Origin of the sequence: Chthoniobacter flavus Ellin428 (assembly GCF_000173075.1) — a bacterium.
Classification (GTDB): Bacteria; Verrucomicrobiota; Verrucomicrobiia; order Chthoniobacterales; family Chthoniobacteraceae; genus Chthoniobacter; species Chthoniobacter flavus.
Map to the genome: position 1 here is coordinate 379,643 of NZ_ABVL01000003.1, position 13,975 is coordinate 393,617.

The following is a 13,975-nucleotide window of genomic DNA, read 5'->3' on the forward strand; positions in this document are numbered from 1 at the left end:
AATTTAGCGGGGGGCGTAGTCATAAGGCGTTGAATGTCGATTCAGCCTAGTCACTGATTCGGTATTTGTAGCGGTAGTAAACCTCAAGCATGAGGATGCACAGATTGGTGCGGTAGAGCTGCCCAGTAATGTTTGTGCTTCTTTGCAGGTCACCCCCGGCCGATTTTCCGGATAACACCGGCCAACTTCCATCGGCGCTTTGATTGTGCACGAGTTCGCGCTGGATCAGCCTGTTCCAAGTATTCCAGGCTGACCCTCCCACATACGCACAGGCCAGCGTATCGTAATACCATGCATAAAGATCGGCCTTATCGTCGGCGTAATCTACGGGAAAATACAGGTCTTTCAGACTGCGCTTCGTCGTATGCTCCATGATGTACTCGATACCATCGCGGACCAGTTTGCTCTTCTCCTGTTTCCAGAAATAGGTGCACAGCACACCGATACCCGTGAGGCTGTATTTTTCCTGCGCCGCGTTGCGATAGCCAAAGCCGCCATTTCTGCCCCTCACCCGCTCAAGGTTATCCATCGCTTTATCGAGCGTCGCATGGACCCCCGCGATATCGAGACCGCTCACATGTGCGGCCTTCAACGCTTGTATCTGCCAGCCACTCACCGAGGTATCGCTTTCCGTCTTATCGTAACCATACATCCAGCCTCCGTCCGGCCCTTGGCCATCCACGATGTAACCGACTGCCTGCTTCAGCAAATCGACAACCCGTTCGTCCTTTGGTCATCGAATAGTATTCGCTCAGGGCGTAGGTCACGATGGCGTGTGCGTAGACGCCCGTCTGGGCTGAAGTTTTTTTCCATGCCGAGATGCCCCCTCATTTTTTCCACCTTTCTCAATCACCCAATCGATCGCCTTTTGCACTGCTGGGCCGAACTCTGGAGACGTGGGCGTCTCCCCATGTCCGACGAGAGAAAGAATACTGAAGCCTGTCATCGCCGCCATCACCGGTCCACCACCCGTCCCCCAGGAACCGTCCGCGTTCTGATTCGCCACCAGCCAGCGAAGCCCCCGCACCACCGATTCCTCGCTCTCGGGTTTTCCGCCATTGACCTCCATCGCCTTCGCCCGCTGCGCGGCGCCAGCCCGTGCGGCAAGAATCAGCGGCACCAGGCTGGGCGTCGGCGCAGGAGCCATCTGCACGGGTGTCACCGCGTCTTCGGCGATACTGAGCGCGATTTCCTGCCCGTTGGCCCCGCGCGAGGACACGTACACGCGATGCTCCGCCGGTCGATCGAGCAACACCGTAAAGCGCTCACCCTTTTTGCCAACCCGCAGGGTGGCCTGCTTGAAGAGCAGCGGAGCGTCCTGGGTGAGCTCAATCTGGTCGCCTTTCGAAAACTGCGCTACCGCAGAAAAACTGGCCACGCACACGCCAAACAAAACACCGAGATATCTCTTCATACGCCAGATTCGAGTTGGGGAACACCCGAGTCTTCCCCGCCCCGCGCAAAAAAGCGAGCCCCGAACATTCGTCATTCGTCCCCGCTCCTCGGGGTCATTCGTCATTCGTCATTTCATCCCGGGTTGCATCCCCCGCCCCATTACCTACACTGACACGCTTTTCCCTATCCTCTGATGATCCTGCTGCCTGCTATTGACCTCATGTCCGGCGAAGTCGTGCGACTGCGCCAGGGCAAAGCCGACCAAAAAACCGTTTACTCCAGCGACCCCGCGGCCTTTGCCCAGCGGTGGGAGGCGGAGGGCGGCGACTACTTGCACGTCGTCGACCTCGACGCGGCTTTTACCGGCGAGCAGCGAAACATCGAAGCCGTGCGGGCAATCTGCAAAGCGGTGAAATTCCCGGTGGAACTCGGCGGCGGCATTCGCCATCTCGCCGCCGCGGAACGGGCCATCGACGCCGGCGTCTCGCGAGTCATCATCGGCACCCGGGCGGCGGAGTCGTTGGATTTCGTGGCGCAACTCGCGGCCAAATTTGGCAGCGCCCGCGTGGCTGTGGGCATCGATGCCAAGAACGGCCAGGTCTCGGTGAAAGGCTGGACCGAGGAATCCAAGCTGACGGCCCTCGATCTCGCCAAGCGCGCGGAGGCCGCTGGCGCCGGGACGATCATTTACACCGACATCGCCACCGACGGCATGATGGCCGGCCCGAATTTTCCCGAGACCGAGAAAATGCTGAACTCGATCGGCTGCCAGCTCATCGCCAGCGGCGGCGTGAGCAGCGTGGCCGATGTGCAGCGCCTCTCGCAAATGCCCGGTCTTTACGGCTGCATCATCGGCAAGGCTCTCTACGATGGCGCCATCAATCTGCGCGATCTCGTGGCCACGCGCGCCGCTTCATCGAACAAATAAGCCCTATCCCGGGTCTATCGTGCCAAAGCACGCCAACCCTGCAGGGTTGTAACCCGTGCAGCATCTGTCACGCTTCTGTCCCCACCTTCCCGCAGCCTCTCTATGAAAGTCCTCTTCCTCGATTGTTTCTCTGGCATCTCCGGCGATATGACCGTCGGCGCTCTGGTCGATCTCGGCGTCAAGCCCTCCGCCCTCGAATGGGAGCTCTCCAAGCTCAACCTCGGCGATTTCCATATGCACTTCGACCGCAAGCAGCGGCAGCAGGTGGAAGGGGTGAAGTTCGGCATTCACGAAGGCACGACGCACACGCACGACCAGGACGAGGAACACTGCGAGCATTGCGAGGGGCACCATCATCATGAGCACGAACATGGGCATGCGCACTCCCATGAACACGAACACGGGCACGAGCATCATCATCACGATGAGGAAAAGCATGATCATGACCACGATCATGAGCATCATGATCACGGCCATTCCCACGAGGAGCATGAACATGGGCACACCCATGAACATGAACATCAACACGAGCCCGCCCACGCTCATGCCCACGAGCATGAACATGCACACACTCATGAGCACGAGCACCATGAGCATGAGGATGAACACAAGCACGAGCACGAGCATCACCATGAGCACGGCCAGGAGCACGATCATGACCACGGTTGCGAAGTGGACGACGACCATCATCATCACGGGCATGAGCACGCCCACGGCCGCACGCACAAAGAGATCCGCGAGCTGATCCAGAACAGCGAACTCTCTGCCTTCGTGAAAAAGCACGCGCTGTCGATCTTCCATCGCATCGCCGAGGCCGAGGGCAAGATTCACGGGCAATCCGTCGAGGACGTCCATTTCCACGAAGTGGGCGCGCTCGATTCCATCGCCGATGTCGTCTGCGCCTGTGTCGGTATCGAGACGCTCGGGGTCGAGAAGGTTTTCGTGTCCAAGCTGCACGATGGCTCCGGCACAGTGCACTGCGCCCATGGCATCTTCCCGCTGCCGGCTCCGGCCACGCTGGAGATTCTGAAGGGCATCCCTTTCAGCCAGATCGAGGAACCGCACGAACTCATCACGCCCACCGGCGCGGCCATCGCCGCGGAGTTCGGCGCGTCGTTTGGCCCCATGCCGCAGCTCAAGATCGACAAGATCGGTTACGGCGTCGGCTCACGCGATCTGCAGTCGCGCCCGAACGTGCTGCGCGCCGTCATCGGCACTCTCGTCGAGGACTAAGCCATGTCCGGCGGTTACGAGACAGACACCGTTACCCGCCTCGACACGAATCTCGACGATTCGTCGCCCGAAATCCTCGGCGCGACGATGGACAAGTTGCTCGCGGCCGGCGCGCTGGATGTGTGGTTCACGCCCATCCACATGAAAAAGAACCGGCCGGCGGTGATGCTCTCCGTGCTCTGCGAAGTCGGCCACGTCGAACCGATGGCCGACATCATTTTCCGCGAGACCAGCGCCTTTGGCCTGCGCACCGAACAAATCGTCCGCCTCAAACTCGAGCGGCGCTTCGAAAAGGTGCAGACGGAATTCGGCGAAGTGATCGTGAAGCTCGGGCTCAAGAACGGTGAGGTCGTGCAAGCCGCGCCGGAGTTCGAATCCTGCCGGGCGGTGAGCGAGAAAAGCGGCCAACCGCTCCGCGCTATTTACGAGGCCGCGACGAGGAGTTGGCACCGCAAATAGCTCGCTCTCAAAACTCCGGGTAAGCCCCCAACCCGCTCATTCCGCCTTCCACCTGCTTCAACGCCGTCGCGACCTCGGGTTGCCCGGGTGCCAACCGCGCCGCTTCGCGCAAGTGCGGCAACGCTTCTTCATGCCGGCCTTTGCTCTCCAGCGCCCGCGCCAGATGATACTGCACGCCCGCCGACTTGGGCAGATCCTGCACGAGTTGCCCGAGTCGCGCGATCGCTTCATCGGTCTGCCCGATTTTCTCCAGCGTCACCGCAAGTAGATAGCTGGCGTGTAAATCCGCGGGATCGTATTTCAGCGCCACGCGAAATGCCTCCGCCGCAGCCGGCGCTTTGTCGATGCGCAACAAGGCCGCGCCAAACTCCCGCCAGATCGCCGGCTGGTCTGCCTTCATCCGGAGCGACACTTGAAACGCCGCAATCGCTCGCGACACATCTCCTTGCCGCACCCGATGCATGCCGGCCAGCGCAAAAGCCCACGCGTTGTTTTCCGTCACTGCGGCAGTGTGCTCAAAGAGCGTCGCGCCATCCAGCCAGTAAGCAACTTGATGCGCACTCACCAAGGCACAAGCAGCGAGCACCGGTCCCGCAACCAGCCGCAACGCGCAGGCGGATCGCGACCAGCGCTCTTTCACCAGCCAGGTCACCGCGAGGAAAATGCCGAGTTGCGGGACGTAAGTGAAACGATCCGCCCGTGCCTGCGAACCGACCTGCACCAGACCAATCACCGGCACCAGGATTCCCAGAAACCACAGCCAGCCCATGAGCAGCCACGGTTGCCGCTTCCATTCGCGAATGGCGATCACCGTCACCGCGAGCAACAAGAGCGCGGCAATCACCACCAACGCGGTCTGCGGATGCTGTGGATAGGGATAGAAGACGCCGAGGTTGACGGGCCAGACGAGCTTGTCCAAATACGTGAGGTAGGAAACGAGAGCATTGCTGATCCGCTCGGTGAACGGAAGCGTCTCGGCCGTCACCACGGCTTCCGCACGTCGGGCGTGAACCGCCATCCAACTCGCTCCCGCGCTCAGCAAAAAGAACGGCACTTTCTCGAGCAACAGCCGCCGCCAATCGACCGTGCGCCAGCGTTCCAGCGGCCAGAAATCCAGGAGCAGCAGCGTGCAAGGCAGGGTCACCGCCATCGGCTTGGCCAGCAGCGCCAGCGCCGCACCGACGAGGGCCGCGAGATACGGCAGCGCCCGCGGCTTTTCTGCGTAGCGCGCATACGCCGCGATGGATGCAAACCAGAAGAACGTGCTCAGGACATTCTTGCGTTCGGCGATCCACGCCACCGATTCGACATTCAGCGGATGCAGACCGAAGAGCGCGGCGACGAACGCGCTCGCCCAGAGGTGGCGGGTCATGCGCCGCAGCGTCAGAAAAAGCAGCACCGTGCTCGCTGTGTGCCAGGCAAGATTGACCGCGTGCATTGCTCCGGGATTCAGCCCGAAGAGGCTCACATCGGTCATGAACGAGAGCCACGTGAGCGGGACCCACAGGCTGGCGTGCGGATGCGCGAAGGCCTCGATCACGCCACGCCAGGAAAGGCCGCCCCGGACGAGCGCGTTTTCGAAGACGTGGCTATTGTCGTCGAATTGAATGAAGTCCGCGCGAACGATGCGGGCATAAGTGCAGACCACCGCGACGATCAAAGCGATCACCACATAGGCGACGACGCGGGATTCCGGCAGCGACGCGCGCAGGGGCGCAGCGTTGGCCGGGGCGGAGTCGGAAGGAGCGGCGGACATCAGGGGAAAGGGCTACCCGTCGCACGAGTTGTGCCAGCCGATTTTCAGCGGACCACCTGGCCCACCGGTTCGCTGTCCTCGGGGCTCGAAGCCAGCCGGCCGTTTTGTTCGGCGATATGTTCCACCACGGAAATCGGTTCTCCCAGAAAACGCGCGCCGTGTTTGGCGAAACGCGCCGCATCTCCGCTGGAAAGAAAGCGCAGCCGTCCACTGCCCGCCGGGGCGAAGCCGGGATGCCGCTCGCGCCACGCGCGGAAACGCTCGGCGACTTCCGGGGCGGGATTGAGCACCTGAACCGGCGCGGGCGTGAGCTCCTGGAATTCGCGTTCCAACAATGGGTAATGCGTGCAACCGAGCACCAGCGTGTCCACGCCATCGAACATCGCCAGATACCGCTGCACGGCGAGGCGCGCGATTTCGGTATCCTCCCATCCCTCCTCGACGATCGGCGCGAGCAAGGGCGCCGGCACTTCGGTCACCTTCACCTCCGCATTCAGTTTGCGCACCTCGGTGCGAAAGGTGTGGGAAGCGACCGTCCGCGCGGTCCCCACGAAACCAATGTGGCCGCGCGTGCGATTTACCGCGGCTTCCGCCGCCGGAATCGTGACCCCGAGAATGCGCCGTTCCGCCGAGCCGTAGCGATGCTGCAAGTGTCGCAGCGCCACACACGAAACGGTGTGGCACGCGACCACGACCACGCGGCAGCCTTCGGCGAAAAGCCGCTCCACGCACTGCTCGGCGAAATCGAGGATGGTATCGACATCGCGTCCGCCGTACGGCGCGCGACCCGAATCGCCGAGATAGATGTAATCGAGCTCAGGCAGCGTGCGCCGGAGTTGCCGCAACACGGTGAGGCCACCGTAACCGCTGTCGTAGACGCCAACCGGGCAGCTGATCGGAGAAGAAGCGTTCGGGAAAAAATCAGCGGGCATACGGAGGGTTTTCTTAATCGTAATCGTACTCTTACTCTTAATCCTTCCCGCTCATCGTAGAGATTAAGATTGAGATTACGATTAAGATTAAGAAGGGAAGCCGCCAGTGGCGGCCGTTACCTCACCACTGAATGGCCTTCATCCGCCGTGCGACTTCCTCGGCATTGGCGCGGGAGTTGAAGGCGCTGATCCGGAAGTAGCCTTCGCCCATCGCCCCGAAGCCGCTGCCCGGAGTGATCACGACGTTCGCTTCATTGAGCATGCGATCGAACATCTGCCAGCTCGTCGTGCCGGCCGGCGTGGAAACCCAAATGTAAGGGGCATTCACGCCGCCGTAGACGCGCAGACCGACGGCCGCCGCGGCTTCGCGGAGGATCTTCGCATTGCCCATGTAGTGATCGAGCAACGCCTTCACCTGCTGCTTGCCTTCCGGCGTGTAGATCGCCTCGGCGCCCCGCTGCACAACGTAGGAAACGCCGTTGAACTTGGTGGTATGCCGGCGCGCCCACAGCGGGTGCAACGGCTTGTGCTCACCCTTCGCGGTCGAGGCCAGCAGCGTCTTCGGCACCACGATGAAGGCGCAACGCGTCCCGGTGAAACCACCGTTCTTCGAGAAGCTGCGAAACTCGATCGCGACTTCGCGCGCGCCGGGAATCTCGTAGATCGAGTGCGGCACCGCCGGATCGCTGATGTAAGCCTCGTAGGCCGCATCATAGAGGATCACCGATTGGTGTTCCTTCGCGTAAGCCACCCAGGCCTCGAGCTGCGCCCGCGTCGCCACGGCGCCGGTCGGGTTGTTCGGGAAGCAGAGGTAAATGACGTCGACGTGCTCCTTCGGCGGTTCGGCGACAAAGCCGTTCTCCGCCGTGCACTTCAGGTAAACGAGCCCGGCATAGGCGCCACTCTCGTCGGCCTCGCCGGTGTGGCCGGCCATCACGTTCGTATCGACATACACCGGATACACCGGGTCGGTGATCGCCACCTTGTTCTGGCTTCCGAGGATGTCGAGGATGTTACCGCAATCGCACTTCGAGCCGTCGCTGACGAAGATTTCGTCCGCCGCGACTTCGATCCCCTTCGCGCGGTAGTCATGCTCCGCAATGGCCTGACGCAACCACTCGTAGCCCTGCTCCGGGCCGTAGCCGTGGAACTGCTCGCGCGTGGCCATGTCGTCCACCGCCTTGTGCATCGCCGCAGTCACCGCCGCCGGCAGCGGCTCGGTCACGTCGCCGATACCGCAACGGATGATCCGCTTGGCGGCCTCGGGATTCGCTTCGCCAAACGCCTTCACCCGCCGCCCGATCTCGGGGAACAGGTAACCGGCCTTGAGCTTGAAATAGTTGTCGTTGAGGAAAGCCATAAATAGGAGCGGGACGGTGTAGCGCCACTGGGAGCCCGGCTCAAGGGCGAAACGCGGCTGGCCTTTTCTACAATTGCCACTGCGCCGTCCTTTGGGTAAATGCGGCCGCATGTGGCTTCGCTTCGTGCTTCTCAGTTTGCTGGTGTTCGTGTCATGGCCAGCCTCGGCGCAATTGCTCGGCAATCTGAATGATTACCCCAAGCTTTTGATCTCCATGCACTACCAACCGCCGGAGGGCTCGGCAAACGAAGGCATGCAGTTCGAATGGCAGGACCAGCCTTCCGGTGGCCAAAAGGTAACTGGAACGGTCCAACCCCTGAAAGCCCCCACCACGAGGTCCGCTGCGCTTCAGAATGCCGCCGAAAAGCCAGTGTCTTCCTGGGTCACGGGAGAACTTCCCGAGACGGCGATCGCTCCCATCTTCAACGAAGTCCGCAGCCTCACGGCACTCTTCCGCATCCCGGCGTCGAGCAGTAAGACGCGCGTGAGTAACGAGCAGTTCACGCTCGGCATCACTCATCCCAATCTCGATGTCGATGTGGTCCTCGTCATTCAGCGCAATGATCCGGCGGCCTGGAACGCCGCGGCCACTCTCTGGAGCCATCTGCGCGCCACCATGCCTTCCAACGGGAAAGATCTGATCCATGACCATCGCTAAATATCTTCTCGGAACCTGGCTCGCTCTTTTGCCGCTTTACGGGCAATCCGCCGACCTGTTCGAAACACCGGATCACTATTCCCGTGTTCACGATTGATATGACCCTGGCCGGCCAGGGGCGCGACATGGTGAACATGCACATCAATTTGGTGCCACATCGCAGCCCCGGTCTGCCGAACGACGGCATGCTCGATCTTTTTCATCACAATCGGCACCAAGCTGGGCAGCCGATCGACAAGAAGCATAGCCTCGCCATCTGCCGTTCCCTGGCCATCGCTTTGGCCAACTACCGGCTTCCTCCGAGTACGCTGGCGTCTCCGGGAAGAGTCGCCGAGAAATTGACCATCTCCATTTCCGGCGGCGAGTTGAGCCACGGATCGTTCTGCTTCATTCGGGCCGACTCAGCGCAATGGAAGAAAGCCGGCGATTTTTGGAATGCCCTTCGGGCAATGCTGCCTCCGGCCAACGCGGGAGACCTCCCTACGTTGTAGATTCCGCGGACGTCCGGCGCCGAGGGCTCGACATGCCCTTCGCCAGGACTGTCCTAGCGTCCTGCTTTTCACTACGTATTCAACCCATTGACAATCGCGCAGTTTCTCCGATTTATTCCCTTCGTCCATGTCCTCCCGTCCCAGCATCCTCTCTTTCGGTCTCGCGATCGCATGTATTCTGCTGGCGAGGGAACGGGCTCAGGCGAACCTCATCGCATTGGATAATTTCGAGACGACTTCGACATCCTCGTCCGGCTTTTATCTAGCGGGGAATATTAACGGGCAAACCGCCACTACCGATACTGTCGGCTATTACACTGGATCCGCCTCTGGGAACCAGATTGCCGGCTGGCAATCCGGTACCGGCGCCTTTCTCGCCCAAGTGGGCGGTCTCACCAACCCGCTGCTGGTCAGTCCACCCACGACCAACGACGGCAGCTTCCTGGCGGCGGGCAACGCCAACCCCCGACTGCAATACCGGGACCTGGCTTCCATAAGCCCCCCCGTTTCCTCCGACTATTATTTTAGCCTGCTGCTCTCGGAATCGGCAACATCCTACACTGGCAGCGTTTACGCAGGGCTTGGCTCTTCTCGTCCCAGCGGTGCCAATGCCACGATCCCGGCCAATGGCTTCAATATCGGTTTCAATAACGGTGCGCTTTCGCTCTTTTACGGCAACGGCAGCGCCAGTTATGCCACGGAATCCCTGCTGGCGGCTCCCACAGCAAACCAGACCTATCTCGTGGAGGTGCATCTCTCGCTTTCGGGTCCCAATGCCACTTTCACTCCTTCCATCTACGACAGCACGGGCACGTTGGTGAACAGTCCAGGAGCACAAGCGGTCACGGGGACGATCAACTCCTCCACCGACCTCGGCGCGTTTCAAAGCTGGATATCGACGAATTTCACCAATCAGTCGCCATCGAAGGTGGTCTTCGATGACTTCCGTTTCGGCACGGCAGAGAGCGATGTGATCAATCCGCCCAGCGTGCCCGAGCCCGCGTCCGCCGTTCTGCTGGCGCTGGGGAGCTTGGGGATCGCCGCCCGCCGGCGGAAGCGTCAGATGTCGTAGCTTGGGGGAGTGCCCTGACCTTTACCCACATTTCAGTTGGCGTCGATCGAGTTGAGTTGGCGAAGCCGCAAACTGTCCCGGAGGGACGACGGAATTTAGCCGGTGCGCAAGCCTGTGAGCTTCAGGCGAACAGGCGCAACCACCGGATATCCGTCCCTCCACGGACCCGCCCTGGAGGGGCGGAGGAATCTCCCGCGAGCGAAGGATTCCCGCGCCGCCTCCGGGGCGCATTGATGTGGGGGGACGTGTTCCGGGGGTGTCGCTCGCAAGCTCGCTTTACCCCCGGCTAAATTCCTTTGTCCCTCCGGGACAGCCTGCCTCTGCACCGCAACGACTCGGACGCGTCCGGCAAGATGTGGATAAAGATCGGGTCAGTGCCCCCCGGAACCGGCCTCACTGAGGCCGGCTACCGCTTCGCACAGCCGCGCGATTTCGCCGGAACGGAAGCGCGGAAAGAAGATTCTGGAAGATTTTGTGAACCTCGTGGCTATGGCGCGCCATTAAGGTGCAGCACCGCATGTCCGCCACCCCTTCCGAACAACACGCTGACCTGATCGCGCTCGCGCGGGGCGGCGACCTCGAGGCCTTCTCGCGGCTCATGGAAGAGTCGCAGCCGCAACTCATGGGACAGGCCCTGGCCTTCTGCGGCGACCATCAGCGCGCGCAGGATCTCGTGCAGGAAACGATGATCGCTGCGTGGAAGAGCCTGCCTCGGTTCGATGGCTCGTGCCGTTTCTTCACCTGGCTTTACGTCATCCTCCTCCGGCAACACCGCCGGGCCCTCGGTTGGTTTTCGCGGCGGCTGCCGCTGGCCACGCTGGAGCAACAGGCGGCCGCGAATCGCGTGGAAGCAGCCACGACCAGCGCGGCTCCGAACCCGGAAGCTGTCGAAGCGGAACTGCTCCGCGCCATGCTCACCGCGCTCCCGGCGCGGCATCGCGAAGTCGTGCGCCTGCGCTTTTACGCCGAGGCCAGCGAAGCGGAGATCGCGACCGCGCTGGGCATCTCGCCCGGCACGGTGAAGAGCCGTCTGCACCATGCGCTGACCAATCTCCGCCGCATGAAGGAAAAAATGAACCAACTGCGCCACGGCGCTCATTAACCCATAGAACGAAGTCATGAGCACTCCGAACCCCGATGCCGATCAACCGATGCGCGACGCACTCCAGCGCGACGCTGCACAGCTGCCGAAGCCCGATTTCGATCCCCGACTGCACTCCACCGCGATGCGCCGGATCCGCGAGCAGGCCGAGCCCTCGATACCGCAATGGAATTTGGTTCCCTTACTCACTTCCGCGATGGTGGTGGCGCTGCTGGCCTCCATCGCCTTTTGGCAGATCCATTCGTCACCAGAGAACAAGATCGCCGTTCAATCCCAGCCGGACCATCCGCTGCACCCGCCGGTTGCCCCCGCAGTTCCTCGCGCTTCCCTGCTCGCCTACCGGACCGCCGCAAACGAAGGCGATGCCGCCCTTTTCGCGCTACTCGACCGCGATGCTGCTTCCTTGCTGCCCGCATCGGCTCCTGTTTTCCGCGCTCCACTTCCCTAAACCCACCCACCCGTCTCCAATGAAAATCCGCCTGTTCGCCCTCGCGTTGACCGCCCTCACCCTCACCCCGATATTCGGCGCCGAAGACTCGAAAACCATCAACCCCGCCCTGCTCTACTGGCAGGCCGCTGCCAAATTGCCACCACTCAGCAATGAACAGGCGACAGAACTCGTGGAGATGGCGACCGGGCAGCGCGCTTTTGATGCCGCAAAAGGCAACGATTTCCTGAAAAGCGAAGCGACACTGCGGCTGCTGCGCAAGGGGGCGGAATCCACGGCGGATTGCGACTGGGGACTCCCTACTGAAGACGGGCCGGCCACATTGTTACCGCACCTCGCCAAAATGCGCCAAATGTCGAGCCTGGCCATTGTGCAAGCCGAAGCCCTTTTCGCCGAAGGCAAAGTGAAAGAAGGGATCGATTGGCTGCTGGTCGCACATCGCATGGCGCGGCACGCGGGCAGTGGCGATTTCCTCATTTCCTATCTCGTGCAAGTGGCCATGGAGACCAGTGCGATTCACGCGGCGGCGCGCCATTGCCTCGCTTGGGACGCTCAAAGCCGGCACGAATACGCCGCCGCGCTCAAGGCCCTCCCACCATTGCACTCCATCCAGACCGCTTTCAACGGGGAGCGCATTTTCATCGACTGGGTCGAACGTCACGCGGCGGCCGACGGCAAACCGGACGCTCAGCTCCAGGCGGCCATCGCCAGTGCGGAGACGAACAAGCCTGGCGACAAGGAAGCTCTGGCCACCCTACGGGTGACAAAAACTACGATCGCCAGCTGGCGTGACTTGCAAGACCGTGTCGCAGCCGCCTTTGGCAAGCCGTGGTCCCAAGCGCAACCGGAGCTCAAAGCGCTCACGGACGAGGCGGCGAGAAGCCCAAATCTTCTCGTGCGCATCGCCTTCCCGACAACCACAGCCGTGGCGGAAAAGAACTTCATTCTCGCGACGCTCCAAACGATGCTCGATGCCGCTCTGCAACACGGCCCGCAACTCGATGACGCCGCCGCGGCGACTTATCACGACTCCCTGGAAGGCGAGCCACTGCGCCTGCAGAAGGATGCGAACGGGACGATGACGCTGATGGCGGCACGGCAGCATCCGGCGGGCAAGGATCTCAGCCTGCAACTCGGCAAATAGGCAAATAGGCCTCGAAGAGTTCATCCAAAAGAAATTGCGCCGGTGGTTCGTCACCGGCGCAATTTCGTTTTTGGAAAATCACTCAGCCTTCCATCGGGCAAGCCCGGCCGCAGCCACCTCTGCTCACGTGGCTAATGAAGCTGAGAAAGTTGGTTGTTAACGTCGGTGATTTGTCTTTCCAAGCCGTTGTACTGCTCGAAAAGCTGGTAGACCACCGCTGATTTCTTCGCAGCCAGCGCCCAATTGCCACCAAAGTGAGCACTCGCTTGATTGAGCGAGAGCGACAATTGATCGACCTGCGCCATCAGGGCTTTCTTTTTCTGCATCAGTTCCTGTCGCGCCGCGACATTCGGAGGCAAAGGCTGCGCCGCAGCGGCGGACGACGGCGAACCGGCTGACGTGTTCGCAGCCGATGCTGCGGAGGAAGCAGCGGATGCCGCTCTCACCGCCGCGAGATGCTGTTGAATGGCGGCCTGGGTCTGCTCGTCTTGCGCCGCGACGCGGCGGGCGATAGTCAGGTCATTCGTCACCTGATCGGGCCGCAGGGTCACTTCATTGTTGTCCGCCTTGTAGACGCCCGGGCGCACTTGCTTGAGCAATTGCCCCGGCTTGAGGCCGAGAATGCCATCAGAAGTCTCCACGGAAACCGAGGTGACCAAATAGAAGATGCCAGGTGGTGCGAGTTCCGGAGCCGGCGTCGCCGCGGGCTTTGGAGCCGGTGTCGCGACCGCCACCGAATTCGGTTCCGGTGTGGCCGGCTTGGGCTTGGATGCCGGCGCCGCCGCGGGGGCTTCTTCCGGCTCCTCGGCTACTTCCTTTTTCTTGCAGCCGGTGAAACCGACGGCCAGTCCCAACACCAACGCACAGGTCAGTGCCCTCACGTAATTCTCCCGATCTCTGGAAACCATAACGCGGAAGATTGAGCGCCCGCGCGCTCCAATAAGCAAGAAGGAAAAATGCAACGATTTCATGTCAGTTCTGACGAATGACGCTGCAA

The 13,975-nt window shown here is 61.4% G+C and carries 13 protein-coding genes and 1 pseudogene; 8 read left to right on the forward strand and 6 right to left on the reverse strand.

Features of this window, described 5'->3' with window-relative positions:
• Positions 1-46: 46 nt before the first annotated feature.
• Both CFE428DRAFT_RS07055 and CFE428DRAFT_RS07060 read right to left on the reverse strand, forming a co-directional pair.
• Complete coding sequence (locus CFE428DRAFT_RS07055) at positions 47-709, reverse strand: prenyltransferase/squalene oxidase repeat-containing protein (RefSeq protein ID WP_006978802.1); 663 nt, start codon at positions 707-709, stop codon at positions 47-49.
• Positions 710-763: 54 nt separating this feature from the next.
• A complete protein-coding gene (locus CFE428DRAFT_RS07060; protein WP_006978803.1) occupies positions 764-1,414 on the reverse strand; it encodes a hypothetical protein in 651 nt (216 codons plus the stop codon).
• A gap of 174 nt (positions 1,415-1,588) precedes the next feature.
• On the opposite strand from CFE428DRAFT_RS07060, the gene hisA reads away from it, so the two are divergent.
• Both hisA and larC read left to right on the forward strand, forming a co-directional pair.
• Positions 1,589-2,323, forward strand: coding sequence for a 1-(5-phosphoribosyl)-5-[(5-phosphoribosylamino)methylideneamino]imidazole-4-carboxamide isomerase (gene hisA, locus CFE428DRAFT_RS07065; protein ID WP_006978804.1), 735 nt, complete (start codon positions 1,589-1,591; stop codon positions 2,321-2,323).
• Positions 2,324-2,470: 147 nt separating this feature from the next.
• Positions 2,471-4,015 (forward strand): annotated as a pseudogene (larC, locus tag CFE428DRAFT_RS35470) (nickel pincer cofactor biosynthesis protein LarC).
• 7 nt (positions 4,016-4,022) lie between these two features.
• Here the strand turns inward: larC and CFE428DRAFT_RS07085 are convergent.
• The 3 genes from CFE428DRAFT_RS07085 to CFE428DRAFT_RS07095 form a co-directional block, all read right to left on the reverse strand.
• Positions 4,023-5,771: a tetratricopeptide repeat protein gene (locus CFE428DRAFT_RS07085; protein ID WP_006978807.1), complete on the reverse strand. Its 1,749-nt coding sequence runs from the start codon at positions 5,769-5,771 to the stop codon at positions 4,023-4,025.
• A gap of 44 nt (positions 5,772-5,815) precedes the next feature.
• A complete protein-coding gene (gene murI, locus CFE428DRAFT_RS07090) occupies positions 5,816-6,703 on the reverse strand; it encodes a glutamate racemase (RefSeq protein WP_006978808.1) in 888 nt (295 codons plus the stop codon).
• A gap of 121 nt (positions 6,704-6,824) precedes the next feature.
• Complete coding sequence (locus tag CFE428DRAFT_RS07095) at positions 6,825-8,063, reverse strand: LL-diaminopimelate aminotransferase (protein ID WP_006978809.1); 1,239 nt, start codon at positions 8,061-8,063, stop codon at positions 6,825-6,827.
• A gap of 109 nt (positions 8,064-8,172) precedes the next feature.
• Between CFE428DRAFT_RS07095 and CFE428DRAFT_RS07100 the strand changes: the two genes are divergently transcribed.
• From CFE428DRAFT_RS07100 to CFE428DRAFT_RS07125, 6 genes are all read left to right on the forward strand, one after another.
• The gene (locus CFE428DRAFT_RS07100; protein WP_006978810.1) at positions 8,173-8,721 is read left to right on the forward strand and encodes a hypothetical protein; all 549 of its coding nucleotides are present in this window, start codon (positions 8,173-8,175) and stop codon (positions 8,719-8,721) included.
• A gap of 83 nt (positions 8,722-8,804) precedes the next feature.
• Complete coding sequence (locus CFE428DRAFT_RS07105) at positions 8,805-9,212, forward strand: hypothetical protein (RefSeq protein WP_157447447.1); 408 nt, start codon at positions 8,805-8,807, stop codon at positions 9,210-9,212.
• Between the two features lie 127 nt (positions 9,213-9,339).
• Positions 9,340-10,284, forward strand: a complete 945-nt coding sequence (locus CFE428DRAFT_RS07110; protein ID WP_006978813.1) for a PEP-CTERM sorting domain-containing protein — start codon at positions 9,340-9,342, stop codon at positions 10,282-10,284.
• Positions 10,285-10,801: 517 nt separating this feature from the next.
• Entirely contained in the window at positions 10,802-11,386 is a 585-nt protein-coding gene (locus CFE428DRAFT_RS33185) for an RNA polymerase sigma factor (protein WP_006978814.1), read from the forward strand.
• Between the two features lie 16 nt (positions 11,387-11,402).
• On the forward strand, positions 11,403-11,834 hold the full coding sequence (locus tag CFE428DRAFT_RS07120; protein ID WP_006978815.1) for a hypothetical protein: 432 nt from the start codon (positions 11,403-11,405) through the stop codon (positions 11,832-11,834).
• 19 nt (positions 11,835-11,853) lie between these two features.
• Positions 11,854-12,978, forward strand: a complete 1,125-nt coding sequence (locus tag CFE428DRAFT_RS07125; protein ID WP_006978816.1) for a hypothetical protein — start codon at positions 11,854-11,856, stop codon at positions 12,976-12,978.
• Between the two features lie 131 nt (positions 12,979-13,109).
• On the opposite strand, the gene CFE428DRAFT_RS33190 is transcribed toward CFE428DRAFT_RS07125, so the two are convergent.
• Complete coding sequence (locus CFE428DRAFT_RS33190) at positions 13,110-13,886, reverse strand: hypothetical protein (protein WP_006978817.1); 777 nt, start codon at positions 13,884-13,886, stop codon at positions 13,110-13,112.
• Between the last annotated feature and the right edge of the window lie 89 nt (positions 13,887-13,975).